The following is a 24,183-nucleotide window of genomic DNA, read 5'->3' as shown; positions in this document are numbered from 1 at the left end:
TGCGAGCCGCATTGGTTGCTGAGGCGCGGTCTGTTGGGTCCCGGTCAGTCATAGGAGTCGGGGCCCTTGGGGTAGGGCTTCAGGTCCGGGTATCCGAGGGTGATCCGGTCGCGCTCGCGCCGGTTCCGGCCGAGCCGGAATACGTACCTGTGCGGGCCTCGATGGCGGAGGTTCCGGGCTCCCACGGCATGCAGGGCGTCGCGGAGCCACAGGGCCGGGTCGCAGCCGGCCCGGGGCGCCGGGGCGCCGAGGGACATGAGCCTGGCTTCCACATATTCGTGCCCTTGCTCCTGTTTTCTCACCTTCTGGGCAGAGCGGTCGTTGAGCACGGTGCCATCGGGCAGCAGCTTGATCGTGCGCGCCGTGGCGCGGCCGGTGTAAGCCGCGTTCGACGCTTGATAAATCGTTCCTGCGTGTCCAACAGCTACTAGTTTGCCCGTGTTTGCGCGTCTTGGTACGGGGTCCGCGAAGGACACCACGCCTCGTACGTCCGAGGCGAGCAGTGCGTCGAAGGTGCGGGCAAGGAACCAGCTCTCGGCGTTCGCCGGGCACTCGTCCAGCAACACGAAGCGCGAACACTCGAGCGCCGCCACATTGGGCTCCAGGTCGGGCAGGGCGCGCTCGAGCACAGCTCGGCTGACGGAGAGGCCGAACACGGCGACCCCGCTCAGTCGCGGTTCTCCTTCGGAGACGTTGAACAGGCCGAACGTCTTCTTGGCGGAAGGGAAGGAGCCGGAGTAGTGGTGCCGGAGGACGAACTCCTTGGCCGTGCGCACGGCGAGTGGCTCCACGATGTAGTGACGCGGGTCGAACCCTCCGGCGCTCGTGTGCCGAAAGGAGTGCCGTCGCTCACGCCACCGTTGGCACCATGGCGTCGCGGTGGGGAACTCGCCGAGGTCGTTGGTGGGCAAGAGGTGCGTGAGCCCTGGTGTTGAGGGGCGGGTGAGAACGGGCTGCGGGGTGGCGGAGCGGGGCATGGGCGTCTCCTTGGGCATGATGAGCCGGGGTGGTGTCTTCGAGGGCCTGACGGTGGCGAGCGCGGATGCCTCGGGAAGCCGCGTGTCGGAGGGCCCGGTGTCGAGGGGCGGTGGCCGGGCTCTTGGCGGCAGCGCACCGGCCGGGCCTCCCGGCCGCAGCCGAGGAGCTGCGGGCCGGGAGGCCGGGTCGGTGTGTCAGGCAGCCAGGTCGCAGGGGCCTTCGCCGAGCGTGGCGTAGGGGGCATGGCAGCCGGGGCAGTGCCCGTCGCGGTGGTCCGGGATGAGCGTGGTGGGCAGGTAGCGGGCTGCCTGCGCGGTGTCCGAGACGTAGACGGTGCCGTCGCTGTCGCGGCTGAACCGGATGGTGTCCGGCCCCATGCGGTCCCGGGCACGCCGCAGGGTCGCGGCGACCTGCCGGCGGGTGAGGATCTCGGGGTCGTCGTGGTGGGGCAGGCGCCAGGTTCCCGCAGCACGCAGCTGGACCACGTACTCGTCGGCTTCGAGCAGGTCGGCGATGCGCCGCACCTGCTCGCCCGTGATGACGGCGCCCGGCATCGTGTGGTGAACAGGGGCGCCCTCGGGGATGGGGTCGACGTCCAGGGGGCAGTTGGTGGTGCTGGCTGGCGGGTCGGTGAGGTAGAGGCTGAGCCAGTCCCCGGCGGCGGGTGTCCGCGCGGCGGCGAGACTCTGGAGGACGGCCCGCAGAGCAGGGGTGTCGTAGCGAGGCTCGTGATTCGTTGCACCGTCGCGGAAGCGGGTGGTGGCCTGGTGGACGAGCCAGGCCGGGGTGTCGCCGAGGTGCCCGGCGGGCAGCTCTACCGCGAGGGGATGGGGCTGCATGTTGTGACTCATGGTGCGCACCGCGAGACGGGCCGTCTGGAGGAGGAAGGGCGCGTTCGCCTCGTGCGGGAACGGCAGCTCGTGCACGGCAGCTCGGTGTCCGTAGGGGTCGAGCTGGGGAAGGTGGCGCGTGTTGTCGTGCCGGGCGATGTCGTTGGCCTCGTAGGCCAGGGTGGTCAGGTTGAGGACCTGGTTCACGGTCAGGCCGGGGCGATGCGCGGCGGCGCGGGCATGGATGGAGAGGATGAACAGCCGGGTCCGAGCGTCGAGTTCGGCGGGCGGTGGCGTGGCCGGGCCGGGGCCGAGTCGCAGGGTGAGCGGATCCAGGGAGCCGGAGCGCGCCAGACGGTCTTCGGCGAGGGCATCGAGGTCTTCGGCGAACTCGGTGTTGGTCAGGTCGATGGAGACACGGGTGCCGTCGTCGTGGCGTACGGTCACGTTCTCGCTGTCGTAGGTCAGGGTGTGGGTGGCGGGGTCATGGGTCGTGGTGACGGTCAGGGTGTGGGCGACCTGCTCGTGGGTGGATCGAGTGGTGAGGGCGTCACGGGCGGTGGTGATCAGGTGTGCGACATTCATGGGGCGGTTCCCCTTCGGTCGGGTGTAGTTGTGGCGGCGGGAACACTGCGGGTGTGCTCCCGGGTCGGCGCCACGAACGGTGGCCAAGTGGGGAGTTAGGGACGCAAGCCCGATACGCGGCGCCCCGGCACGGACCAGGTGTCCGTGCCGGGGCGTCACCTCTGCGGGCCGGGCGGCCGCCGCCGTAGCCGGCTGGGAGAACGCGGTCAGTACGACCCGGGGCCCTCCGTCTTCGTCGCCTCCTCGCTGTCGGAATCGGTGGCGCCCCCGTGGTCGTCGTCGGCCGACTGTTCTGCCACGTTGGTGGTGTTCACGCCAGCGGGCTTGTGCCAGGCGTACGCACTGGCCAGTTCCGTCGCGGCGAGCCCGGCCAGGACGACGCTCCAGGCGGGGGGCGCCGCTGTCGCCAGACTCAGGACGAATGTGGCGGTGAGCAGCAGGCCCGCGACCGCCAGCAGGCGGCTGATGAACGTGCTGCGTCCGGTGCGCTGTACCGGCGCGTGGCCGAGGAGTAGCGCTGTGAGCGGCTTCTGCTGGGCCCGGTCGTTGTTGGGCTGATCCTCGGCCAGTGCGGTGTGCAGGATCATGCCCAGCAGGGTGAGGATGTGCAGGAACCCGGCGGAGATCAGCAGTGCGGTCAGCGTGTCGTTGGACTCGGACACGGTCCCCCCTTCTCAGTTCGAGGCGGCGCGTTGGTGCGCCGTCGTGGGGACTCTGGCGGGGCTGGGGGTTAGCCCCGCAACCTGCTCTGGTGCTGTCGCGGGCGGGACGGCGTCTCGACGTGTCGGTCTCCTGCCGCCCGCTCTGGTTGCTCGGTCGGCGATGAGCTGGGCTTCGCCCAGCAGGACGTCCCCTGAGCGGCCAGGTGGGGCCGGTCCAGGGACGTCCTGTGCCGATGCCGGTGGCGAGGTCAGTTCTGCTGGTGCGTCGTCGATCGGTAGGTGCGCCGGTCGAGGAACGTCAATGCGTCCTTGGCTGCGCGCAGCAGGGAGCCGGTGAGCAGGCCGAGCTCGTCCAGTGCGTTCAGGGCCTCGGCCGGCTCGAGCTCATCGAGTCGGGCGAGTAGGGAGCCGTCGCTGGCATCGGCGTGGTCCCCGCGTTCCTTCGTTTCCTCCCGGAGGGCGGCGAGGAGTGCAGCTGCGAGCTGCTGCCCGGTACCCAAGGGATGGGGGCGGTGCTCTGCGATCAGGTCACGAAGCCAGTCAGGCCAGGTCTCCGGGTCCTTGAGGTCGGACTGGTTGACGTACGCGGCCTCGCCGTCGTCGGCGGTGAGGCGAACGGCCTTGAGGGTCGTGTCGGTGAAGCTGAGGGTGACCTGGGCGATGGCCCGCTGCTGGCCGAACATGTCGAGGAAGGGCTGGTTGCTCGGCAGATCCACGGTGATCCTGCGTCGGTCGTTCGAGACGATTGAGTTGATCACGACGTAGGTGCTCCTTGTCGGCTGGGGGTGCGGCCTGTGCTCTGCCGCGCGTCGAAGGTCGGGCGGGAGGCGGTTAGGCGCACAACTTCGGGCGAGCCCCGTCGGGGAGGACGGCCCGCACGGAGGGCCAGTGGTGAGGGCCGTTCCTGTGGGCGGCCCTCGCCTGATGGCGCAGGTGTGCGCTCGATCCGCCGACTAGGCCGCCACGGCGGCCTGTTGGTAGGCGGCGATCGCCTCCCTCACGCGCATGCCGAGGACGGTCTCCCCGGGGCCGGCGAGCCACTGCGCGGCCGTCAGGGTCGGCGTCGTGGCCAGGCTGGCGGTCAGCTCGGACAGGTCGATGTGCGGGCACCCGTTGGCGTTGCACGAGCTCTCGAAGGCCCCGACCCCGGGCACGTACGCGACGTAGTGGCCGTCGGCCTCCTCGAAATACGGGTCCTGCCAAAGCAGGAACGCGGTGGACGGCGCGTCCTTTCGCAGGCGCGCGGCCAGGTCGTCGGACGCACCCAGGGGGGCGTGGTGGTTGCCGTAGCTCTGTCCGAGCCGGAGAGATTCTGAGGTCCTGCTGCGGCGAGGGGGCATCCCCCAGTCCGTGGCGAGGCCGAAGGACTCGATGGCGCCGAGGACTGCGGGGTGCTCGTTTTCCGGAGATTCGTAGATGGTGATTTGAAGGGGGGATTGCGAGGACATGGGGCTCCTGTCGTCGGTCCGTGCCGACGGGCGCGCTGCGGTGCGGCGGCCCGGTGGAGCGCACTTTCGAAGGGCGCCTGCCAAGCGGCGCAACTTCGCCGCCGGGTGCCTGCGCGCGGGGCGCGGGGCGGCGACGGTTGGTGGAGCGAGGGCCTGTGGGCGCCGTGTGGAATAGCGCTCGGGCCCGCACGAAGGCGTGCGGGCCCGAGCGGTAGGCACCCGGAGGACCGGGTGGGACAAGGCGGCCTCGTCCTGTGGGGCTGGACCGGAGCGGGTGGTTGCCCTCAGTCCAGGATGTTCAGGAGAGTGTGGATGCGGTGGGCCGTGTCGGCTGCTCCGAGCCGCAGAGTGCCGCTGAGAATCTGCTGCGCTTCGGCGTCGATGATATTCCAGTCATACCCGTAGTCGGCGCCGAGCGGATTATGGACGTGCATGACGTGGGACTCGGGGAGGTCCACCACGACGTACTCTCCGGCTGAGTCACCGGTCTCCCGGTGGGGTGTTCCGTTGCTGCTCAGCTCAGCGGTGAGGCGGTGGTGGGTGGCGTCGGTCGGCAGGTTTCCGCCGGTGGGCTGCTTCGATGCCAGAGCCTTGAGGACCGTGGCGAGAGTGGCAGCGGGCGTAGTCGGGCTGGTGGGCGCGATGCCAGTAACGAACCGGTTGAAGAGGCGCTGTGCGGTGTTCTTCGCTTCCTGCTTAGACGGAAAGATGCCGTGCTGGGGGATGCGAACGGGGAGTCGGGTTGTGAGGGAGAACCCTTCGCCGCGTGTAATCGAGGGGCTGAGGCTGAACAGGGCTCCGGGCCAGTTTCCGGAGAACGCCTCCTCGGTGCGGTGTGACTTGTCCCTCCAGGTGAGGGGGAAGGTGGGCATGTGCGACGGGTCCTCTCGGTCTTCGGTGTGCAGCGGGTCCGCAGGGTGTGTGCGGGTGCGGGCGATCGGCACGCTGGGGGCTGGTGGGTCAAGGGGGGCAAGCCGGGCCGGCGGCTGGGAGCGATGGTTGTTGCTCCCGGTTCAGGCGCGGAAGACGGTGTCGCCCTGGACGGTGATGTGCATCGGGACGGTCTCGTCGGGATCGTCGTGGCGGACGAGGCGCTGGTCGACGGTGTCGAGGTCAACGCTGACCCGCAGTTCGCCGGATGCAGGATCGAGGTAGACGAAGACGAGAACGCCACCCAGCTCGAGCGCGGGAAGGGTGTCCTCTCCGTCGAAGCCGGCAGCCTCAACCGGCCAGAACCGGGCGGCATGGTGGAGTTCGTGGTGCAGCGGCAGTGGGGTGGACGGCGTGGTGCGGTTGAACCGGTGGGTCATCGCCGTGCGGATCGTTGTGATGATCGCGGCAAGGCGGCGGGCACGGGGCATCACGGATTTCGACAGCATGGAAGCTCTCCTGGGGGCCGGGTGGCGGCGCCAACTCACCAGTCGACCGGGGCCCGTTGGGGCTCGCCCGAGATCGATGGGGCGCCTGGTGGCCAGACCGTAGGAGCTGTGTCGATTAGTGCCGCAAGGCCGCTGAGGGCGCGCTCAGTGCGCGGTTCCGGACCTGCAAGTCGCGTCGGGCCCCGCCCAAGGGGATAGGCGGGGCCCGACGTGAACGTGGGACACGATGGGTGCGGAGCAGGTGTATGGAGGGCAGGCGTCGGACGGTGTCGTCACGTCGGGCGCGCTGCGAGGCCAGGCCCGTGCGGGTTGCGATGGAGGCTCAGCGGGGGTGCTTAACCGCGGGGTGGGACCGACCAGTCGACGTCGTCGAGGAGTGCGCCGATCCTGCACTCCATGTAGCGGTCGGCGATGGTGAGCCAGCGGCGGGCGTGTGCGGGCAGGTTGGCTGCTGGGTCCGCGTCGAGACTTCTCTCGGCCCACTGGATCCGGTTGACGACGCGGCCGGCGTGGGCGCGTACGGCGTTGACGCGGAACCGCCGGTCGAAGGGGATCGTGCCGCGCATCCAGTGGACGCGGCCGATGTCGTCGCACGCCAGACGGCTTGCGCGGGCGAGCGATGCGAGGTGGAGGGCTCCGCTTTCGGCGTGTTCCCGGCGGGCGGCCGCGCATTCGAGGATCACCGTCGTTGCGCGGTAGACCAGGCGGTAGCGCCATCGAGGCTGGACGAAGGCGTGGCGGACCGGCTCCGGGAGCGGTTCGCCGAGGCCGAGCTCGGCGAGTGCCGCCTCCAGCTGGTCGGATATCTGTGGGTCAAGGTTCCGTGCCGTCACGTGGGCGCTGATGCGGGTGAAGAGCATGGCGCAAGGTCCTTGTCAGTCAGGGGCGGCTGGGAGTCAGGCGTTGAAGCCGAGCGACTTGGAGTACTCGTACGCGCCCCAGTCCGATCCGATCGCGTCGCGCAGTTCATCGACCCATGCGTCGTCGAGGGGAGTTTGGTTGCCCTTCTCCCAGGCCCCATCCGCCCAGGCCGCGATGATGTGATCCCATTTTCTGATGTTGATCTTGCGCATTTGCTTGTCGCGGCGCCGGTGGCGCTCCTGGACGAAGGTGTCGTCGGCAGGGTGGATTTCGACGCGGGTCCCGCCCCCGGCGTTGAGGCGCTGGAGGAGGTAGCGGGCCACGTTGTGGCGGCGCATCCGCCGGTAGGTCCGGTCGATCAGGTCGAGGTTGGACGCCTTGGGCTGCCGGGTTCCGTCCAGCCACTTCGACAGGGTCTCGCGGCTGGGGTTGAGGCCCTCGCTGGCCATGAGGGTGCGGGCGTGCTCGGAGCGGGTCATGTAGCGCAGTCGTGCGGTCAGGCCGCGGCGCGTGGTGACCGGGGAGGTGATGCCGCCCGCGAGTGTGTCCAGGACGCGGGCGGCGGCGAGGCTGCTGAGCTCGCCCGTGGCGCCGTAGTGGCCGAAGTCGATGTTCCTGTCGGGCACTTCTACGCCTCCGAGCCGATGGTGATGGTCCGCTGGTTCTTGAGCTTGACTTCGGTCAGGCCGCGCCCTTCGGGGAAGAGCAGGCGCCCCTGGGCTCCGACGGCGGAGCGCCAGTCGCCGATCAGGTGGAGCTCGTCGGTGCCGCTGACCCTAACGACGTGCAGGCCGGCGGCGTTCGCCTTGAACGCCTTCTCCCAGAGATTGGAGAACGCGGCCGAGCGGATGATGTGCATCCAGTCGGGCCGGTGCAGGTCGCGGTTGTAGTTCGAGTCGCCCATGGTCGACACCAGCTTTGAGTACATGGCCTTGACGTACTCCTCGGCCAGTGTGTCGTCGTTGGCGATCGCCTCTGCCCGTACCTCGGCGAGGGCGGCACGCGCGTACTCCAGGAGGTGCTCGGTGCTGCCGCTCGTCCAGGACTCGTGGATCTCCGGGGGCTCGCACAGCCGGCCGTACTTCTCGGAGGCCGCGCGGTTCAGCTGGCGCAGCGTGGGTTCTCCGATCCATAGCGGACCGTCTTCGTCGCGCGCTCCGAGCGGATTGGGCAGATGCTCGTGCCTCCACTCCCCCGGTGTCACGTAGTGGAAGCCGGAGCGCCGCAGCTTGATGGTGTCGATGGGGCCTTCACTGTGGGTGAGTTCGCCGAGCGGGAGGTGGGTCTTGAGGGCGCTGAGGTAGGCGCCGTTGATGTCCAGCTCGTCGACGGTATGAGTGCCGGGCGGCAGGCTTTCCCAGGCGCGGCTCCACTTGGGGCGGGCTTCCCAGATCTGGTCGGGCTTGTCCTTAGTCGGCTTCCTCAGGATGTCGGGCAGGAAGGGGAAGGCGACGATGTCGTAGCGGCCGCTGCGGCGGGTGAGGTCGAGTAGTTCCATCGCGTGGGGGATGGCCTTGCGGACCAGGAACGCCTGCGCTGCTTCCAGATCGCCGTCGTGCTTTTCGAGCGCGTCGTGGATGTTGCGGCGCAGGAAGGCGACGCCCGTGTCCTTGGTGTCGCTGCGCTCCTGGCGGGGGCGTGCGGAGCGCCCCTCGCGTGCCGGACGCGGACGTTGAGGTGCCTCCGGCTCATGTGTCGGGGCGGGTTCGCGCTGGTCTGTCTCCTGGTGACCGCTGGTCTCGGTCGGTTGTTCCTGCGTCCGGACGGTGCTTGCCGCTGCTGCGCACTCCTCAGCGGAGACATGCTGGGGAAAGCCTTCGAGGGCGGTGGTGGCCGGCAGCTGGCACAGCACACACGGTGCGGGAGCAGACAGTTGCGTGACGTCTTCGGCCACGACGGCCGCGGGCTCGCTCCTCTGCGGCTCCGACGACGCGGCTGCGGCGGGTACGATGGTGGTGGTGGCGTCCCGCTCCTCGGCGGTGGCCGACGGCTGCTCGCGGTCGGCGACGAGTCGCGTCACGGTGCTTCCCCGGCTGCTGGCGTATGCCTCGCAGGCGGCTTCTGCCCCGGCGAGGAGCGTGAGCGTCGTGATGCCGAAGTACCGGGCGATGGCGTCGGCCTCGTCGAAGCTCCACGGTGAGCGGGCCTCTGGACGGCGCGACTGGCGGCGGCTGACAGCGAAGGGGGACAGGCCAATCCCATCGGCCAGTTCGTTCTGAGTCTGGCCCGCGACGGTCAGCAGCGCCTCCACTGATCCTCGCAGGACCTCCAGCGTGCTCTTCGGGGTCTCTTGGGCTTTCGACATGGCGGCACTCTATCGATTGAATTGCAACCTCTGCAAGTTGATTGCGGAAAATGCAACATGGTGCCCAGTCGGGTGATCGCTGTGCAGGGGACAGCGCTGAAGCCTGGCGGGGAGAGTGCGGCTGCTCAGATGGGGGCAGTCCGGCCGAGCGTCCGCGCGAAAAGGGGCGCTAGTAGGTTCGACAGGAGGTCCGTGCCGCACGCACGCGGCACCGACCTCTCCTGACGGCGAGACCGTCACCGCGTCGCTCGGGGAACCGGCCGGGCCTCTAGTCGGTTACCTGTCACGGAGGTTGCCCGGCTTGCAGCGCCGGCGGTGAGCACGGGTGGCGGCCTCTACAGCTGGAGCTTCTGACAGCGCGCGGCGCCTACGCGGTGGGCTCCTGGCGCAGGTCGGCGAAGAAGCGCAGCCGGACGCCGGGCTCGCCCGGCTCTCGAGTCGTGCGAGCCGCGCGGGCTGTAGCGCAGCGCTCGGCGAGCAGTTGCTGGATGGCGAAGGCAGTTGCGTCGTCGGCGGCCGCGATCTCTACTACCGCAAGGCCCGGCTCGGCCACGTGCGCGTCGAGGATTGGCCTCATACCCAGCACGACGGGCTGGCCGTGGCCACCGGTTCTTGAAACTGGCCAGCGTCACCCTGCCGGGTAAGTTCGCCGGATCAAGGGACCTGTTCTGCGTCCTAGGATGCGCGGAAGCTAGGGCCGGGCCGTGGCCAGCCGTTGGTCCTTAGTTGCAGCCCGGTCCTGTAAAGCTCTGGCGGAACCAGGCTGCCCCACTATGAGGAGGCGAGCCTTTCAGCACCGGGCGTGAAACGGCGGAGGGGCCCAACCGCGTCGGGCCCCTCATCACAGGGAGAGAGTCGGCCTGCGGCCCGCGAAGGCCTCGGGCGTCGACAGACTGCTTGAGGTCAGCCGCGGACGATGTTCTCCGCCTGGGGCCCCTTCTGGCCCTGGCCAATGTCGAACGTGACGTGTTCGCCTTCAACCAGCTCGCGGTAGCCGTTGCCGGAGATGTTGGAGTAGTGGGCGAAGACGTCCGGGCCGCCACCCTCCTGCTCGATGAAGCCGAAGCCCTTCTCGGAGTTGAACCACTTCACGGTGCCGCTGGCCATACTGCTGTCCTTCGCAATAGCGCCGGGCCACCCCGGCTGATCTGTAGCAGATGCTCCTCCGTCACCGGAGTGCACCCGACACCTGTTCTACCCCACCGGGGACACAGATCAACCACCGACGTCATCAATGCCCTGGGGATAGTGCGGGAGTTCGCGTGTTGCGCCGCTGCGCCGCTGCGCCGCTGCGCCGCTGCGCCGCTGCCCCGAGCTTCCATGCGGTCAGCTCGTCTTCTGCAGAGTTACAGGTGTGCGATGCAGCTGTGCTGGGCGCGGTGTGCGTGTCGGTTGGGCAAATGGCCGCCGAGGAGGATGAGGCGGGCTACGCGGTGGCGCTGTCCTGTGACCAGGCCACGGAGTCCGAGTAGCTCACCGGCCCGGTGGGTGAGCTGACCTCGTCAGCCTGAGGGCCCTCGCCAGGTCCCCAAGGGGCGGCGAGGCCCTGAGGGGACTACGGCGCGCTTTCCCACAACGCCGCGGGCTCCATCTCTTCAATGTCGGTGAGGCGGACTCCGGGCAGGGACGTGTGCAGATCGGCCTGGGCAGCCCGGATCCCGAACGCGTCAGGGCCAGCACCACGCGATCATCGTACGGCGGCGTGGCTGTTCGCCGCCGTCATTCCTGACCGTGCGGTACCAGGCTCAACCGGGGGCCCGGGCTGGGCGCAGGTGTGGAGGGTGGGGTGCGACTCCAGCCGTGCGCGAGCATGGTCTCGGTCTCCCAGCCCTCGAACAGCGCTGGCAGGGCCTTCGGGTCGCGGTCCGGGTTCCGATACCAGGCGATGAACGCGCGGGCGGCAGGACGGTGCGCGTCGCAGGCAGGGCAGAGCTCCATCCACACGCCGGTCATCAGCGGGCCGTGCCAGTGCAGCAGCAGTTCCGTGCCGCAACGGGAGCAGGGCCGGGACTTCTGTGCGTCCCCGTCCCGCACGGGATAGAGCCGGGCGAGTTCGTTGTCGCTGGTGTTGTCGAGGCTCCCGTCGAGGTTGCCGATGCGACAGAACTCGCCATCGGGCCGCACGACGTAGCGCCAGGTGAAAGACATACGAGCCCCCTCTCAGGGGTGGTACATGACGCGAAACCGCCACGATCCGCCCGCCACTGGATCACCGTCAAGAGGTCTGCATGCGCGATACACGCTGGGTGAAGCGATGGCCCCAGATTTGGCCGAACAGACGGGACGGTCGTCGCGGCGAGTAGAGCAGCAGGATGGTGACGGCGGCCGGCCTCCCCGCGCGCCCCGGGCAGGCGGGGAGGCCGCCGCCCAGCGGCTCGACCGGCTGGCGCGGGCGGTCGACGGTTCCGTGCGCCCCGGCTGGGGCGGGAGTATCCGGGGGCGGGTATTGCGGTCGCCTGCGCGCCGTCGGCGGGGACGGATGTCCAGCGCGGGCAGTATGAGTGGCGCCCCTCTTGACGCACGCTCCTTACCGTCACAGGTGTGCGATGCGGTTGTGGGGCGCGCGGTGTGCGCGCCGGTCCGGTAGGGGGCCGCCGAGCAGGATCAGGCGGGCCGCGCGGTGGCGCTGTCCGGCGTAGGGGGCGAGGAGCTGCAGCATCAGTTCGTCGGTGCCGTCGCGGCGGCCGGTGAGTGCGTAGGTGATCTGGACAGGCAGGTGGAGGTCGCCGAGGGTGAGAGCGTCCGGGGCCCCGAGCGTGCGCTGGAGGGTTTCCGCTGCTGTCCAGGGGCCGATCCCGGGGATGAGCTGGAGGCGTGCCATGGCGTCGGGCAGTGCCATCGCGGCGGCTTCCTCGAGGCGTGGGGCGCGGTGGCAGGCCCGGAGAATCGTTGTGGCCCGGGCGCGGTCGACGCCGGCGCGGTGCCATTCCCAGGAAGGGATCATCCGCCACACCTGTGGCGGAGGCATGACGCGCATGCCGTGCGGTGCGGGCCCGGGTGGCTGTTCGCCGTAGCGGGCTAGGAGGTGGCGCCAGGCGTAATGAGCGCTGCCGGTGGTGATCCGCTGCTCCAGCACGGTGGGAATGAGGTGTTCCATGACGAGCCCTGTGCGTGGGAGACGCAGGCCGGCGTGCTTTCGGTGCGCTCGGGCGACGATCCGATGCCGGGGGACGAACACGGCGGGATCGTCCTCGGCGCCGAGGAGGGTGGGGAGTGATTTAAGGGTCCAGGCGGCTCCCGGCCCCCAGGCCTCCCCAGCGATCACCGTCTTGTCAGTAGTGCTGTCGAGGGGGCTGATCTTGAGGGTGGCGGGGCCATGGGGTGTGCGGCAGGTGCGCCACCAGGTGCCGTCCGCTTCCCGGCGGCATGTCGGATCCCCTGCACCGCGACGCAGCACCCGCAGCGTGCGGGCCAGATCGTAGGGCTCGGGCGGCACCCACAGGCGACGGGGCATACCCCCACCCTAGGGCGCCGCCTACGACAGGCCGCCGCCCGCGCGAGCTCCTTCGTCAGGCGGCCGCTTCGACGTCGCTCTGCTGGAGCGGGACGGCGCCGTCAGCGTGCTTGAGAGCCATGCGAGCCGCGACCAGCGCAGCACCCTTGACCCCCTCGCTCTCGCACCGACCCCACCACTTGTGGCTCTGGACGGCGGCCGTCGCTTCGCGGAGCTCGATCCACAGCCTGTCGTACGTGGCGGCCTGGTCCTCGGTCCAGCCGTCGGTGGCGGGACGACCTTGCCGCTTCCGGTCCGGGTCCCCCGCCCATCCCTCGTGCGGCTCGCGCGACCAGTCCAGCTTCCCCTGGAGGGCATGGAGCTGGCCGTAGAGCGTGGCGGCCGCGAACTGGGCGTCGAGCAGGTCTTTGGGGAAGTCCAGGGGGTCAAACGGGGCATCGGCGGGCGCGGAGCTGTCCTTCGGGGCGCGGGTGGTCATAGCTCGGAGCTTAGTTCGAGTCGCCGACATCACCGGCAGGGGCCAGCGTTGGTAGTGGCTGTTGGGCGTGGCGACCACGAGAAGCGTACCGATCCGTGTTCGTACACTTGTGCGATTACCGGTTATGGTGGATACCTGAGGTCACAGGTCAGGGGAGGGACCAACGGGATTTAGGAGGTGTCGAGCGGTGGATTTACTCATCTGCATGTCGCCTCCGGCTACTCGGCCCGCTACGGCGCATCCCTGCCCGCCACCCTCGTTCAGCGCGCTGCTGAGCGCGGGATGTCGACGCTGGCGCTGACCGACCGGGACACCGTCGCGGGCACGGTCCGCTTCGCCAAGGCCGCCGCGGCCGCCGGGATCCGGCCGATCTTCGGTGTCGACGTGGCCGTCGCCCCACTCACCGCACCGCCCCCCGCTGCCGGCCGTTCAAGGACGCCGGCGCGCGGCGGTGCGCACGTGATCGAACCGCCGCTGCGCATCACGCTGCTCGCGCAGAACCTGTCGGGGTGGGCGCGGCTGTCGCGGCTGGTGTCCACAGCGCACGGAGAAGCCGATGGTTTCCCGGTCGTGTCGTGGCCAGCGCTGCGCGCGTATACGGATGAGGACCTGGTCGTGTTGCTCGGTCCGGCTGCTGAGCCGGTGCGGGCGCTGTCCGCTGGACGCCCCGACCTCGCCGAGCAGCTGCTCGTGCCGTGGCGCGAGCTGGTGGGTGACCGGCTGCGGCTCGAGGCCGTGTATCTGGGGTTGGAGGGTACGGGTGCGGGTTCGCTGCGGCTGGCGGCGCGCACCGTGGGTCTGGGTGAGCAGCTTGGTGTCCGAACCGTGCTGTCCAATGCGGTCCGCTACGCGGACCCCGGCCAGCACCGCGTCGCCGACGTCTTGGACGCCGCCCGCCTGCTTCGGCCGATCGACCGCCGGCATCTGGACAGCGGCGAGCGCTGGCTGAAGGGGGCTGAGGGGATGGCGGTGGCCGCCGAGCGGATCGCCCGCGCTGTCGGTGATGACCGGGCGCTGGCCGGTCGCCTGCTGGCCGAGACCGAGTCGACCGGCCAGGCGTGCACGTTGACCCCGGCCGATCTGGGAATGGGGCGGCCGCACTTTCCCGAGCCGTCCGTGGTGGGCGCCGGAGCAGAGTCGGGGGCGGCGATGCGGTTGCTGCGCCAGCGCTGCGATGCCGGGATGATTGCTCGCAACCTGGACCGCGACGATGCCGCCGTCCGGCAGCTCGACTACGAGCTGGACGTCATCGGGCGGCTCGGTTTCGAGGGATACTTCCTTGCCGTGGCGCAGGTCGTTGCCGACACCCGAGCGATTGGGATCCGGGTGGCCGCCCGCGGCTCCGGCGCGGGCTCCATGGTCAATCACGCGTTGTTCGTCGCCACGGCCAATCCGCTGCAGCACCGGCTGCTTTTTGAGCGGTTCCTCTCCGAGCGGCGCACGTCGTTGCCTGATATCGACCTCGATGTGGAGTCGGAGCGGCGGCTGGAGGTGTACGACGCGATCATCGCCCGGTTCGGGAAGGAGCGGACCGCGGTCACCGGGATGCCCGAGACCTACCGGGCTCGGCACGCCCTGCGCGACACCGGACTCGCCCTCGGCATCCCGCCCCAAGTCATCGGGGACATCGCCAAGAGCTTTCCGCACATCCGGGCCCGGGACATCCGCAGCGCCCTCGCCGAGCTGCCAGAACTTCGGCAACTCGCAGGCCAAGCAGAGCAGTTCGGGCCGTTGTGGGAGCTTGCGGAGGGTCTGGAGGCGCTGCCGCGCGCGTACGCCATGCACCCCTGCGGAGTGATCATCTCCAACGCGTCGCTGCTGGACCGCGTCCCGGTGCAGCCGACTCCGGCCGGCTACGCGATGTTGCAGGCCGACAAAGAAGATGTCGAAGACCTCGGCCTGCTGAAGCTCGATGTGCTCGGTGTGCGGATGCAGAGCTCCATGGCCCACGCGGTCGCCGAGATCCACCGGGCCACCGGCCGCGTCATCGACCTGGACAACCCCGACCACGTCGACCTCAACGACCGCCTGGCCTTCGAGATGATCCAGGCCTCGGACACGGTGGGCCTCTTCCAGCTCGAGTCCCCCGGCCAGCAGGACCTGGTGGGCAGACTCCAGCCCCGCCACATGCAGGACGTTGTCGCAGACATCAGCCTGTTCCGGCCGGGTCCGGTCAAGGGCGGCATGCCGGCCCTCTTCATCGCGGCCCGGCACGGCGCGACACCCCGGTACCCGCACCCCGACCTGGAGCCCGTACTCAACGACACCTACGGCGTCGTCATCTGGCACGAACAGATCATCGCGATTCTCGCCAAGATGACGGGCTGCGACCGAGCGGCGGGCGACGTCGCCCGCCGTGCCCTGGCCGACCCCGACCGGCTGCCGAAGGTCGAAGCATGGTTCCGCCGCACGGCCGGCGAACGCGGCTACGCCAAGGACGTCCTGGACGAAGTGTGGAAGATCATCTCCCAGTTCGGGGCCTATGGCTTTTGCCGGGCGCACGCCGTGGCCTTCGCCGTGCCGGCCCTGCAGTCCGCCTACCTCAAAGCCCACTACCCCGCCTTCCTGTATGCCGGACTTCTGGAGCACGACCCCGGGATGTGGGATCGCCGCGTGATCGTCGCTGATGCCCGCCGCCACGGCGTGCCCGTCCTGCCAGTCGACGTCAATACGTCCGGCGCCCAGCACCGCGTGGAGAAGACCGACCAAGGGTGGGGAGTGCGGCTGGCGTTCTCTACCGTCAAGGGCATCAACGAGGGTGAGATCGAGAGGCTGGTCGCCGGGCAGCCGTACACGGGTCTGCAGGATCTGTGGCAGCGGGCCCGCCCGTCCCTGCCGCTGGCCCAGCGCTTGATCCGGATCGGCGCGCTCGGCCCGCTCGCGGGTGATCTGACACGGCGGGACCTGCTGCTGCAGGCGACCGAGCTGCACCGCCAGTCCCGCAACCGCCAGGCCGGCGAGGGGCAACTGCCGCTGGGCGGGGAGCTGATGACCGCGCAGCCGAGCGGTCTGCCGGAGATGAGCGGGCGCGACAAGCTGAGCGCGGAGCTGGAAACCCTGTCGATCGACGTCACGCATCACCTGATGGACCACCACCACCGGCTGCTGCGCGAGTTCGGCGCGATCGATGCAGCCCACCTGAAGGGCCTGGTTCCCGGCCAAACGGTGCTGGTCGCCGGCGTCCGGGCCTCCACACAGACGCCACCGATCCCGTCCGGGAAGCGGGTGATCTTCGTGACGCTGGAAGACGGCTCGGGCTTGGTGGACATCGCGTTCTTCGAGGACTCCCACGAGGCCTGCGCCCACACCGTGTTCCACAGCGGGCTTCTGCTCGTGCGGGGAACGGTGGAGGCTCGGGGGCCGCGGCGCACTGTGGTCGGGCAGGCGGTATGGGACCTGGATGAGGTGGCCGCCGCCCGCCGCGACCATGGCCCGCAGGCCGCCCTCGACCTCCTCGGCCGCCCCTCCCCCGCACCGACACCCGCCCAGCCCACCGCCCCGATGCCGCAACGGACCCTCGCCGACGGCACCGCGGGAGCGAGGCTCCATCCCTATGCCGATCTCGAGCCGGCTGGCACGCGCTCGGCGGACTTGCGACGGCTCGGCCACCGTAGTCAAGGAAGTGCCGGATGAACGCCACCCGCAGCAGCCGCAGCATCCTTCACCTGCGCTTTGAGATGCCGCCAGGCCATGACGTCGAATTGCCGGAGCAGCTGCGCCGCCTGCTGGAGGACATCACCCCGCGCGTGCAGATGATCGAGCCAGACAGTGCCGTCCTCGACCTGACGGGCGCCCTCCCCTACTTCCAGCGCGACGCGCGCGCCTTGACCGAGCTTATTCAGCTGCGGATCCTCGCCTACTTCGGCATCCATGGTTCTGCGGGGGCGGCGCCCAGCCGGATGCTCGCCGCGATGGCGTGCGCGCTCACCGCGCCCGGCCGGCGCCTGGTCATCGCCGACTCCCCCGAAGCAGTCATGGCTTTTCTGCGGCCACGGCCGGTCCGCGAGCTGCCGGGCGTAGGAGCCCGAGCGGCAGCGACGCTGTCGGACTACGGGCTGCACACCGTCGGCGACGTCGCCGACGTCCCCCAGCTCACCCTGCAACGCCTGCTCGGCGCCCGAGCGGGCCGCACCCTCCACGAACGCGCCCACGGATACGACACCACCATCGTCGACCCCACACCCACACCGGCCAGTTTGAGCAGCGAGCACGGCTTCGACCGCGACGAACTCAACCCCGCCCAGCACCGGCGTGCCCTGCTCGCCCTCGCTGACGACCTCGGCGCCCGCCTGCGCACCTCCGGCCAGATCGCCACCGGCGTGACCTGCACTGTCCGGTACGCCGATGCGAGCTCCACCCGCCGCAGCCGCACCCTGCCCGAGGCCACCCAGCACACCGTCCTCCTGGCCCGCACCGCCTACACGGTCTACAACTCTCTCGGCCTCCAGCGCGCTCGGGTCCGCGCTATCGCACTGCGCGCCGATGGTCTGCGCCCCGATGAGCACGCCACTCGGCAGCTCACCCTCGACGTCGGCGACGACAAGCCCCTCGCCATCGAAGCAGTCGCCGACCGCGCCCGAGCCCGCTACGGCCACCAGGTCCTCTACCCTGCCACCCTCGCCATCAGCTCCCGCCCCCGGACGGCGCAGCAACAGGACGGCAGCGGCCACGACCATCCGCATCAACACCGAGCGCTGTAGCTGCACAGCCCAATGTCCGTGTAGGCCTGAATAGGGGTCAGTGCAATTCAGAGCGGACAGCCAGCGAAGCGCCCGAACGCGGTGCAGGCCGACAGGCGTTTGGCCGCAGTGGCCGTTCGCACAGCGCCGGTGACGCAAGTGTGGGATGCGCCGACCTGGACAGCGACCCAAGGCGCGGAAGGCGCCGTGGAGCCTGCGATGTCCTCTCCCTCCCGCGCCCTCCCGGCACCCAGCGCGACGCCTGGGGAATGCGGTTCCGTCACTGGCCGGACGGCCTTCGTCGGAGCCGCGCCCTTCAGGGCGCAGCCCTCGGGGTGGCGCCTCCCGGGTTCTGGCCGGGGGTGGGGGGCTGCTGGTGCTGGGGCCGTTGCGGGGCAGGCTGCTCGCGGGATACCGAGGGAAGATCACCGCTCCCGCGGAGAACCGTTCTCATCTTGGCGGACATCTGGCCGATCGCGTCGACGACCTGCGCGAGCCGTTGTGGGTCCAGTGCGGTGAAGGCGGGCGAGGCCAGGGCCGGATCGAGGGTGGCCAGCGACTCGTTCAGTGCCAGCAGGGAGCGCGCCCCAGGAGCTGCCGCCTCCAAGGTCCTGGTCGTGTTCCGATCCGGCGCGGCCGCGCCATCCGGCCCGACCCACTCCTGCACCGCCCGGGCCCGGGCGGCCGCGGTGGCGGTCATGGCGAGGTGGCCTAGCCGGGCGAGCTCGACCAGGCGCACCTGGTCGGCTTCGGAATCGGGATGACTTCGGCTGGGGATCACCGCAGCGGCGACGGCCAGGAGTGGCTGTGCGCGGATGACGCTGGCGTAGACCTGCGCGGCGTGTTGCGCGGTGGCCTCCATCCAGTCGTGTTCGTCGGTGCCGGTGAGTCGGGCGGTGAGCAGTTCCAGCACGTCCTCGGCGCGTTCGGCTGCCTCGGGAAGCTCGGGGCCGCAGGCGGCGAGCCGGTTCCAGTCAGTGATGAGGACCTCGTCCGGAGCGTTGTCGTATGGGATGAGCAGGTCGGCCCGGTTGTAGGCGGCGCTGACGCCCCGGGCCTGGTCACGGATCTCCTCGGCCGCGCGCCTGGAGATCTTGGTGCGCTCACTCACTTCTGTGAGCACGTCTTGGTCAGGCAGGACATCGGTGTCGGAGGTGATCAGGATTCCCCAGGCCCGGCCGGCCTGTTGGGCGCTGTCCAGGGACAGCGGGTGGTGGTCGCTTGGCATTCTGCGGATGAGCCACTCGGCCTGGGCGTGGACGAGGGCCTGGGCCTGGGCCCGCTCTGCGTCCTGCCCGTCCAGGAGCCCGTTGACCTGTACGTCGAAGCGGGCAGATTCGAGGAGCTGCCCTGGAGCGATCGTGCCGTCGGGGTGCTCGATGGTCTGGCGGGTGCGGGAGTGGTCCTCGGTGAACCACGCGATGGCGCTTTGGACGTTGTCCCCCGGAAATCGGGCGGCGTCACCGCCCGATCCCCGGGCATGGGGCTCGTCAGCAGCCATTGGGCGCTCCGCTGGTTGCGGCGGTCGGTGTCACGCGACGTTCGCCCGCTGCGTGTTGTAGGGGGTGGGCTCCGGGACGGACTGCTCGTGGTAGCGCAGTGCCTCGCGGGTGGCCTGCTGGAACTGTTCGCGGCTCTGGTCGATAAGGGTGCGTGGGTCGAGCGTCTCACGCGCGGCCGCCTCGACCGCGGTGCTGGCGTCGCGTGCGGTGCGGCGGACCGTCATGGTGACGAGGTGGCCGGCCCCCTGGTCGGCGGGGGCGACCTTCAGTGTGCGCGCGGCAAGCCCGATGTTGTCGAGCTCACGAAAGTCCAGCGGTGGGGCTCCGTCGTATCGGGCCAGTTGCTGGGCCTGGTTGTTCAGCAGCCAACGGTCCTGGACGGCATCCGGCGGCAGTGACTGGATGGCCTTGTAGAGGTAGCGGTGCTCGGGTTGGGTGAAGTCCTGTTCGGCGAGGGAGCGGGTGGGGCCGTCCTGGTACAGCTGGCTTGGATCCTGCATGAGCGAGATCAGGACACGGCGTTCGGTGGGCACGGAGGTGTAGCTCGGTTGCCCCTCGCTCTGCTCCGGTGCTGGCTTTGCGGTCTGATCCGGTGTGCTGTATCCGGCGAGGGTGCGGGGGGCGTTGTCGAGACGCTCGGCGAGTTGGTCCAGGGCGTACTCGGTAGTGCTGAGCTCGAGGCCGACCTGGCCCAGGGAGGCGTCGGACAGTCCGTAGTCGCGGACGCGGCCGGCCAGGTCCTCGACGGCGGCGGGAATGCTCGGCTCGAGGATGAAGGTGACCGCGTACCGGGCGGCGTTGTCGGGGTTCGGGCTGAAGTCCGGAGCGTTGGGATCTGGGCGGAAGTCCGGGGAGCTCGCATAGGCCAACCAGGCGCCGATGTTCTGGCTGACGTTGGCGTCCAGGCGGGCCTGGGCTGCAGGGTCACCGGTGGAGCGGTGGTGGTCGTTGTAGGTCAGACGTGTGGTGATGTGCTGGATCATCGCCGCAGCACGCTGTTGCGGTGTGAGGTTGGGATCGGAGGCCGCCGGCAGCGCGATGGCGGGGTCCGGGCCCGTAACGAGGGCGTCCCAGATCTCGGCGGTCGCGGGGTCACCGAAGTCCTGGGGCTGGAGCCAGTAGGGCGATGCGTCGGGGCTCTGTGGGGAGTACCGGAACTGCTGGGCTCGTGTCGCGTCGTTGAGGACCGCCCCGATGACCGCCAGTTCCCTAGAGCGCGCGTCATTGTCGTAGCCCCGTGGGCGGGCCAGTTCGAATGGGACGTTCTCGGTGGTGGAGGGGTGCTGGGCTGCGCGGGCAGTGACGTAGGCGTCATGGCGGGCGTGCTCAGGGTTGGCCGGCCAGGTGAGCTGTGCCAGCTGGCGGAAGGTGCCGTGGAGGCCTGCCCAGAAATCCGAGTGGGTGTAGTACGCCTGGTTGACGGCCCACTGTGCGTTGGCGTCGCCCGCCGCGGCGCGCTGCTGGTAGAGGGTCATCATCCGGGCGGTGAGAGCGTCGGCAGCGACCTGTGCCCGATCGGCACCCGGGTAGGCCTGTAGCCGCTGCTCGATGTCGGCGAGCCCGTCGGGCACCAGTGCCTCGTAGGCGTCGCCGAGCCAGGTCGTCTGGAAGTGGTCTGGCCTGAGCCAGTACTGGGGCCCGCCGCTGCGGTTCCAGTCGACGAGTTGGCGCGCCGCGGAGCCATCGCGCAGCAGGCTGCTGAGGACGTTGAGCTCGTGCTGCGGCGCCCCGTACTGTGCGTTGTTCACGCTGCCCCCGCCTCGAGCTGGGCGGGCGGTATCTCGCCGAGCCGGGCGTCCCCTTCGGGAAATGCGCCGACTGCCGCGGTCGCGGCCCGGTAGCGCTCGGCGTGGAGGTCGAGTTGCGCGGATGCGGCTTCGTCGAGCGCCACCCAGCCCTCTTCGTTGCGCCGCCACCACCGGCCCATGTAGCGCACCGGGCTGCCCTCGAACTGGCCCAACACATCGGCCTTCTCATCGGCGATGAGCTGCTCCATGGCGGCAGGCGGCATCGGCGCGTTCAAAACCCTCTGCTGTGCCGAGTCCTTGAGGAGCTCCATGCGTTCGGCCCAGGTGACTGTGGGGCTGCCGGGCTCGGCCATGGTCGGCTCCGTTCGGATGAGGACGGTGGACTCCAGGCAGACTGCGTCGTGATCCACCGGCCAACAAGCCGAATCCGGGGTGCGGTCCAAGGGGTGAGTGCGCTGGGCGCGGATTCTTCTTCGTGCGTCCCACCCTGCGGGAATCAGGCTCGCGAGTGGCCTTCGGCAGGTCGTCGGTGGGAACCCATCGCGAGGGGGTGGGCGAAGGTGCCTTGACCGTCGGCGGGAAATGTGTGCTTAACTGGATCTCGAGACCAGCCATCTCCAGAGCCCATCCGACGAGTTGGGCATGTGTAATTCTGCGCCCTTACAGGCGCAGGTATGGCTGGTCTCTCTTTTTGTTCCGGGGCCTCTCCCTCCGGCCGGAGCCCAGCCGGTGCCATGCGACCGGGGCGCCGGTCAGCGGGGCACCGTGAACGGCTGGGCCGGAAGAAGCGGGCGCTGGTAGGCGGTGGGAAGGGCGGTGGCCTTTTTGGTGAGATCGTGGCGGTTGACGCTGCGTTCACCTTGCCCGAACCCGGAGGGGTCCAGGTCAACGACAAGCTGGTCGCCCTCGCAGCGGACGATGGTGCCCCGGTCGTGTCCAAGGAGCAGACGGATCCCGACGTCCCACTGGTCCGGTGCGGGCCTGCGGGCCGCCGCGTCGGTACGGAGGCGGGTGCCGGTGGTGATCGGGCGGCGAAGGTCGGTGGTCAGGTCGCCCCACCACAGCAGGTGCTGGATCACGGCCCGCACCATGGGCTGAGGCATCTTCTCGTTGGTGAGGCTCTTCTCTACTGCGTGGATGGGCAGTTCCGTGTCGGCACACAGGGCGAGGATGGGTTCGATCAGGGCCTGCTGGGCCGGGTGCATGGGCCGGCAGAATCCCCCCAAGGCTTTGATATTGGTGTAGTGCTGTGCGTCCTTGGGGCCCGTCCACCACTCGTAGGTCCAGCCCCGGGCGCTGATGACTTCCTCGGCCCAGTCCAGCACCCGCTCCGAGGGGCACAGCTCGCCGGCCGTCGGAGAGCTGTCGACGAGGGTGATCTTGCCGTCGTTGCTGATCAGCATCAGGTCGGGAATGTAGCCCGCTTTGCCGGGGCCCTGCTCGGCGCGGAGTTTGAACGGCTGGCCGATCATGGACCGCACGGTGGGGTCGAAGTCCGCCAGGTCCATGCGTTCCCAGATACCGTCCGTGGCCACCGGGTTCTGGCCGGTGCTGATCGCCGCGTAGATCCCGAGGTCGAGTTGCTCGCCGCGGTGGGTGAGGTGGCGCCGCCAGGGTTTTGCGCGGACAAGTTCGTGGATGTCGACGTCGGTGACGGGCATCCACTGTGCCGGTCGCCCTTCCTCGAACCGCAGTCCGATCTCTACGCCATCGAGTTTGTGCGCCCTCGTTCGTGTCACCCTTTCATGCTGGCAGAGCCGGTTTTGCGCTGTACCGTGCTTTGCCGAATCCACGGTGCAGGGCTCTGCCCTTTCTCGGTGTACGCACGCAGACGGTGCCTTCAGCGGCCCTAGAATCCGGGCATGAACGCCGAGACCGCCCACACCATCAGCCCGTCGTCCGAGGAGGCGTGGCGGCTGGTCGGCCACTACCTGCACCGGCTGTCGCATGAGTTCCCCGAGCAGTGGCGGCTACGCGATCACGAGGCGTCGCAGTGTCGCGAGCGGGTGTGGTCGCTGCCCACCGAGAGCGGGAACGACGCGCAGGTCGCGTTGTGGCTGCGGCTGTCCGACACCGAGGTGCCCTGTGACGATCCCGGGTGCGCGGCGCGCGAGATGTATCTGACGAGCGACGGTAGCGACAGTGTGCCGGCGTCCGGCCCGCTGCCCGCGTTCGCCCGGCGCGACGGATTCGGCTACTTCGAGTACCGGACGCATCCGCACCACGATGGGTGGGCCTGCGACGTCGACCCGGTCTCGGTGACGTGGATGTCGACGGCGCTGGCCCTATACGGCGGGTACATGCGGATCAACTGGTTCGACATGGGCGGCGCGGACTCCATGGGAGCGGGGCACTCCCTGTGGGAGGTCTCCGCCCACCAGGTCCGTGAGATCAGCCGCTGGACGGCCGTCGCCGGGCCGGACGGCGTCCGTGACGAGGGGCCGACCAACCCGGGCGCCACGCCTGTCCTCCCGCTCCCGCCCGAGGTCGAGGCCAAGCTCAAGGCGGCCGTGGACCGCCGCTGACGCGTCCCCGGCGGGCGGTGCGTCACGCGTCGAGGACCCCGGTCAGGGCCGTGCCCCGGGCGGCCGGCTCCGCCACCACGGGGCGATCGGACTGGTTCTTCCACATCAGGGTCGTGCTGGGGACGCTCTGCGGGTGGACGTACGTTCCCGCGGCGGAGGGAATGAGGAAGGCCGGACCAGGCGCTGTCTCGTATCCATGGGCGCTGAAGAACGCGACCGCGTCGGGCCGCACTTCGGCGATCATGACTCGTGCGCCCTCGCGGCGCAGGTACTCCTCGCACTCGGCGAGCAGCGCGGCGGCCGCACCCTGGCGCCGGTTCTCGGGGCGGACCGCGATGCCGTGGATGATGCCGATCTCCGTGTGCGCCGTGGCTCCATCCGGAGCGAGCGCGAGGCGGGTGAAGGAGGAGCCCACAACGGTCTCGCCGAGGCGCACCACCTTGAGCTTTTCCCGGCCGGAAAGGCCCTTGGCACAGCTCGCCAGCCCGGCGGCGACGTAGTCGGGGTCCCGCCACGGGGCGCCGCCCATAAGCCCGTAGGCGTCGGGCATCGTGGCGCAGATGCCGGGGATGTCCTCCTGGAGCGCGTCGCGGACCGTGAGGGGCCCCGGGGTTGCTCGGCGGGGCTTGTTCTTCTTCTGGCGTCCCATGTCCGTCCTCGCGTGCTGGCGATCGCGGCCCGCCGGTCGGCGTGCCCTCACTCTTGTATCGCGAAGCTCTGACAGTCGGTCCGCCTCCTGGTGGGCACCG

23 protein-coding genes are annotated in these 24,183 nt (G+C 69.8%); 3 read left to right on the top strand and 20 right to left on the bottom strand.

The features are described from left to right. Nucleotides 1–44: 44 nt before the first annotated feature. The 15 genes from ABZ404_RS27235 to ABZ404_RS27165 all read right to left on the bottom strand — a co-directional run bounded on the left by ABZ404_RS27235 (nucleotide 45) and on the right by ABZ404_RS27165 (nucleotide 12,980). Nucleotides 45–776 carry a hypothetical protein gene (locus ABZ404_RS27235; protein ID WP_358834660.1) on the bottom strand — a complete coding sequence of 244 codons (732 nt, stop codon included), beginning with the start codon at nucleotides 774–776 and terminating at the stop codon, nucleotides 45–47. A 396-nt stretch (nucleotides 777–1,172) separates the two neighbouring features. Further along, nucleotides 1,173–2,393 carry a hypothetical protein gene (locus tag ABZ404_RS27230; protein ID WP_358990984.1) on the bottom strand — a complete coding sequence of 407 codons (1,221 nt, stop codon included), beginning with the start codon at nucleotides 2,391–2,393 and terminating at the stop codon, nucleotides 1,173–1,175. A gap of 206 nt (nucleotides 2,394–2,599) precedes the next feature. Then, on the bottom strand, nucleotides 2,600–3,055 hold the full coding sequence (locus ABZ404_RS27225) for a hypothetical protein (protein ID WP_358837633.1): 456 nt from the start codon (nucleotides 3,053–3,055) through the stop codon (nucleotides 2,600–2,602). 248 nt (nucleotides 3,056–3,303) lie between these two features. Beyond that, nucleotides 3,304–3,813, bottom strand: coding sequence for a hypothetical protein (locus ABZ404_RS27220; RefSeq protein WP_358837634.1), 510 nt, complete (start codon nucleotides 3,811–3,813; stop codon nucleotides 3,304–3,306). Between the two features lie 195 nt (nucleotides 3,814–4,008). Continuing rightward, nucleotides 4,009–4,503 carry a hypothetical protein gene (locus ABZ404_RS27215; RefSeq protein WP_358837635.1) on the bottom strand — a complete coding sequence of 165 codons (495 nt, stop codon included), beginning with the start codon at nucleotides 4,501–4,503 and terminating at the stop codon, nucleotides 4,009–4,011. A gap of 284 nt (nucleotides 4,504–4,787) precedes the next feature. Then, a complete protein-coding gene (locus ABZ404_RS27210) occupies nucleotides 4,788–5,375 on the bottom strand; it encodes a hypothetical protein (protein ID WP_358837048.1) in 588 nt (195 codons plus the stop codon). 141 nt (nucleotides 5,376–5,516) lie between these two features. Continuing rightward, a complete protein-coding gene (locus tag ABZ404_RS27205) occupies nucleotides 5,517–5,882 on the bottom strand; it encodes a hypothetical protein (RefSeq protein WP_358837049.1) in 366 nt (121 codons plus the stop codon). 335 nt (nucleotides 5,883–6,217) lie between these two features. Further along, on the bottom strand, nucleotides 6,218–6,742 hold the full coding sequence (locus ABZ404_RS27200; RefSeq protein WP_358837050.1) for a hypothetical protein: 525 nt from the start codon (nucleotides 6,740–6,742) through the stop codon (nucleotides 6,218–6,220). 36 nt (nucleotides 6,743–6,778) lie between these two features. Continuing rightward, on the bottom strand, nucleotides 6,779–7,369 hold the full coding sequence (locus ABZ404_RS27195) for a transcriptional regulator (RefSeq protein ID WP_358837051.1): 591 nt from the start codon (nucleotides 7,367–7,369) through the stop codon (nucleotides 6,779–6,781). Between the two features lie 2 nt (nucleotides 7,370–7,371). Further along, nucleotides 7,372–9,048 (bottom strand): hypothetical protein, encoded by a 1,677-nt coding sequence (locus ABZ404_RS27190; RefSeq protein WP_358837052.1) that lies wholly within the window; start codon nucleotides 9,046–9,048, stop codon nucleotides 7,372–7,374. Nucleotides 9,049–9,415: 367 nt separating this feature from the next. Beyond that, entirely contained in the window at nucleotides 9,416–9,625 is a 210-nt protein-coding gene (locus tag ABZ404_RS27185; protein ID WP_358837053.1) for a DUF6207 family protein, read from the bottom strand. 326 nt (nucleotides 9,626–9,951) lie between these two features. After that, nucleotides 9,952–10,155, bottom strand: a complete 204-nt coding sequence (locus ABZ404_RS27180) for a cold-shock protein (RefSeq protein WP_358837054.1) — start codon at nucleotides 10,153–10,155, stop codon at nucleotides 9,952–9,954. A gap of 612 nt (nucleotides 10,156–10,767) precedes the next feature. Further along, nucleotides 10,768–11,196 carry a DUF6300 family protein gene (locus ABZ404_RS27175; protein ID WP_358837055.1) on the bottom strand — a complete coding sequence of 143 codons (429 nt, stop codon included), beginning with the start codon at nucleotides 11,194–11,196 and terminating at the stop codon, nucleotides 10,768–10,770. Nucleotides 11,197–11,581: 385 nt separating this feature from the next. After that, on the bottom strand, nucleotides 11,582–12,502 hold the full coding sequence (locus tag ABZ404_RS27170) for a DNA-3-methyladenine glycosylase 2 family protein (RefSeq protein ID WP_358834793.1): 921 nt from the start codon (nucleotides 12,500–12,502) through the stop codon (nucleotides 11,582–11,584). 55 nt (nucleotides 12,503–12,557) lie between these two features. After that, on the bottom strand, nucleotides 12,558–12,980 hold the full coding sequence (locus tag ABZ404_RS27165) for a hypothetical protein (RefSeq protein ID WP_358834794.1): 423 nt from the start codon (nucleotides 12,978–12,980) through the stop codon (nucleotides 12,558–12,560). Nucleotides 12,981–13,157: 177 nt separating this feature from the next. Here ABZ404_RS27165 and dnaE point away from each other — a divergent pair, with 177 nt between their 5' ends. Together dnaE and ABZ404_RS27155 are read left to right on the top strand one after the other, a co-directional pair. After that, nucleotides 13,158–16,613, top strand: coding sequence for a DNA polymerase III subunit alpha (dnaE, locus tag ABZ404_RS27160; protein WP_358834795.1), 3,456 nt, complete (start codon nucleotides 13,158–13,160; stop codon nucleotides 16,611–16,613). Then, complete coding sequence (locus ABZ404_RS27155; RefSeq protein ID WP_358834796.1) at nucleotides 16,610–17,680, top strand: hypothetical protein; 1,071 nt, start codon at nucleotides 16,610–16,612, stop codon at nucleotides 17,678–17,680. Before dnaE ends, ABZ404_RS27155 begins: the two co-directional genes overlap by 4 nt. Nucleotides 17,681–17,975: 295 nt before the next feature. Here ABZ404_RS27155 and ABZ404_RS27150 read toward each other — a convergent pair whose 3' ends face one another. The 4 genes from ABZ404_RS27150 to ABZ404_RS27135 all read right to left on the bottom strand — a co-directional run bounded on the left by ABZ404_RS27150 (nucleotide 17,976) and on the right by ABZ404_RS27135 (nucleotide 22,648). Then, the gene (locus tag ABZ404_RS27150) at nucleotides 17,976–19,160 is read right to left on the bottom strand and encodes a hypothetical protein (RefSeq protein WP_358834797.1); all 1,185 of its coding nucleotides are present in this window, start codon (nucleotides 19,158–19,160) and stop codon (nucleotides 17,976–17,978) included. 30 nt (nucleotides 19,161–19,190) lie between these two features. Further along, the gene (locus ABZ404_RS27145) at nucleotides 19,191–20,909 is read right to left on the bottom strand and encodes a hypothetical protein (RefSeq protein ID WP_358834798.1); all 1,719 of its coding nucleotides are present in this window, start codon (nucleotides 20,907–20,909) and stop codon (nucleotides 19,191–19,193) included. Next, nucleotides 20,906–21,262 (bottom strand): hypothetical protein, encoded by a 357-nt coding sequence (locus ABZ404_RS27140; protein ID WP_358834799.1) that lies wholly within the window; start codon nucleotides 21,260–21,262, stop codon nucleotides 20,906–20,908. Before ABZ404_RS27140 ends, ABZ404_RS27145 begins: the two co-directional genes overlap by 4 nt. Before the next feature lie 399 nt (nucleotides 21,263–21,661). Continuing rightward, complete coding sequence (locus tag ABZ404_RS27135) at nucleotides 21,662–22,648, bottom strand: TnsA-like heteromeric transposase endonuclease subunit (protein ID WP_358834800.1); 987 nt, start codon at nucleotides 22,646–22,648, stop codon at nucleotides 21,662–21,664. Between the two features lie 123 nt (nucleotides 22,649–22,771). Here ABZ404_RS27135 and ABZ404_RS27130 point away from each other — a divergent pair, with 123 nt between their 5' ends. Beyond that, on the top strand, nucleotides 22,772–23,434 hold the full coding sequence (locus ABZ404_RS27130) for a hypothetical protein (protein ID WP_358834801.1): 663 nt from the start codon (nucleotides 22,772–22,774) through the stop codon (nucleotides 23,432–23,434). Between the two features lie 22 nt (nucleotides 23,435–23,456). Here ABZ404_RS27130 and ABZ404_RS27125 read toward each other — a convergent pair whose 3' ends face one another. After that, entirely contained in the window at nucleotides 23,457–24,083 is a 627-nt protein-coding gene (locus tag ABZ404_RS27125; protein ID WP_358834802.1) for a GNAT family N-acetyltransferase, read from the bottom strand. Nucleotides 24,084–24,183 lie beyond the last annotated feature (100 nt).

It is taken from the genome of Streptomyces sp. NPDC005878, from assembly GCF_040629815.1.
GTDB lineage: Bacteria > Actinomycetota > Actinomycetes > Streptomycetales > Streptomycetaceae > Streptomyces.
Note: the sequence above shows the minus strand (reverse complement) of the source record. Positions and strands in the feature narration are given on the sequence as shown.

Bases quoted from the DNA above. Each gene is read 5' to 3' on its own strand.
- ABZ404_RS27150 (WP_358834797.1), bottom strand. From the start codon at position 19,160: ATGGCTGCTGACGAGCCCCATGCCCGGGGATCGGGCGGTGACGCCGCC.
- ABZ404_RS27165 (WP_358834794.1), bottom strand. From the start codon at position 12,980: ATGACCACCCGCGCCCCGAAGGACAGCTCCGCGCCCGCCGATGCCCCG.
- ABZ404_RS27140 (WP_358834799.1), bottom strand. From the start codon at position 21,262: ATGGCCGAGCCCGGCAGCCCCACAGTCACCTGGGCCGAACGCATGGAG.
- ABZ404_RS27230 (WP_358990984.1), bottom strand. From the start codon at position 2,393: ATGAATGTCGCACACCTGATCACCACCGCCCGTGACGCCCTCACCACT.
- ABZ404_RS27125 (WP_358834802.1), bottom strand. From the start codon at position 24,083: ATGGGACGCCAGAAGAAGAACAAGCCCCGCCGAGCAACCCCGGGGCCC.
- ABZ404_RS27205 (WP_358837049.1), bottom strand. From the start codon at position 5,882: ATGCTGTCGAAATCCGTGATGCCCCGTGCCCGCCGCCTTGCCGCGATC.
- ABZ404_RS27175 (WP_358837055.1), bottom strand. From the start codon at position 11,196: ATGTCTTTCACCTGGCGCTACGTCGTGCGGCCCGATGGCGAGTTCTGT.
- ABZ404_RS27155 (WP_358834796.1), top strand. From the start codon at position 16,610: ATGAACGCCACCCGCAGCAGCCGCAGCATCCTTCACCTGCGCTTTGAG.
- ABZ404_RS27215 (WP_358837635.1), bottom strand. From the start codon at position 4,503: ATGTCCTCGCAATCCCCCCTTCAAATCACCATCTACGAATCTCCGGAA.
- ABZ404_RS27190 (WP_358837052.1), bottom strand. From the start codon at position 9,048: ATGTCGAAAGCCCAAGAGACCCCGAAGAGCACGCTGGAGGTCCTGCGA.
- ABZ404_RS27170 (WP_358834793.1), bottom strand. From the start codon at position 12,502: ATGCCCCGTCGCCTGTGGGTGCCGCCCGAGCCCTACGATCTGGCCCGC.
- ABZ404_RS27130 (WP_358834801.1), top strand. From the start codon at position 22,772: ATGAACGCCGAGACCGCCCACACCATCAGCCCGTCGTCCGAGGAGGCG.
- ABZ404_RS27185 (WP_358837053.1), bottom strand. From the start codon at position 9,625: ATGAGGCCAATCCTCGACGCGCACGTGGCCGAGCCGGGCCTTGCGGTA.
- ABZ404_RS27200 (WP_358837050.1), bottom strand. From the start codon at position 6,742: ATGCTCTTCACCCGCATCAGCGCCCACGTGACGGCACGGAACCTTGAC.
- ABZ404_RS27180 (WP_358837054.1), bottom strand. From the start codon at position 10,155: ATGGCCAGCGGCACCGTGAAGTGGTTCAACTCCGAGAAGGGCTTCGGC.
- ABZ404_RS27210 (WP_358837048.1), bottom strand. From the start codon at position 5,375: ATGCCCACCTTCCCCCTCACCTGGAGGGACAAGTCACACCGCACCGAG.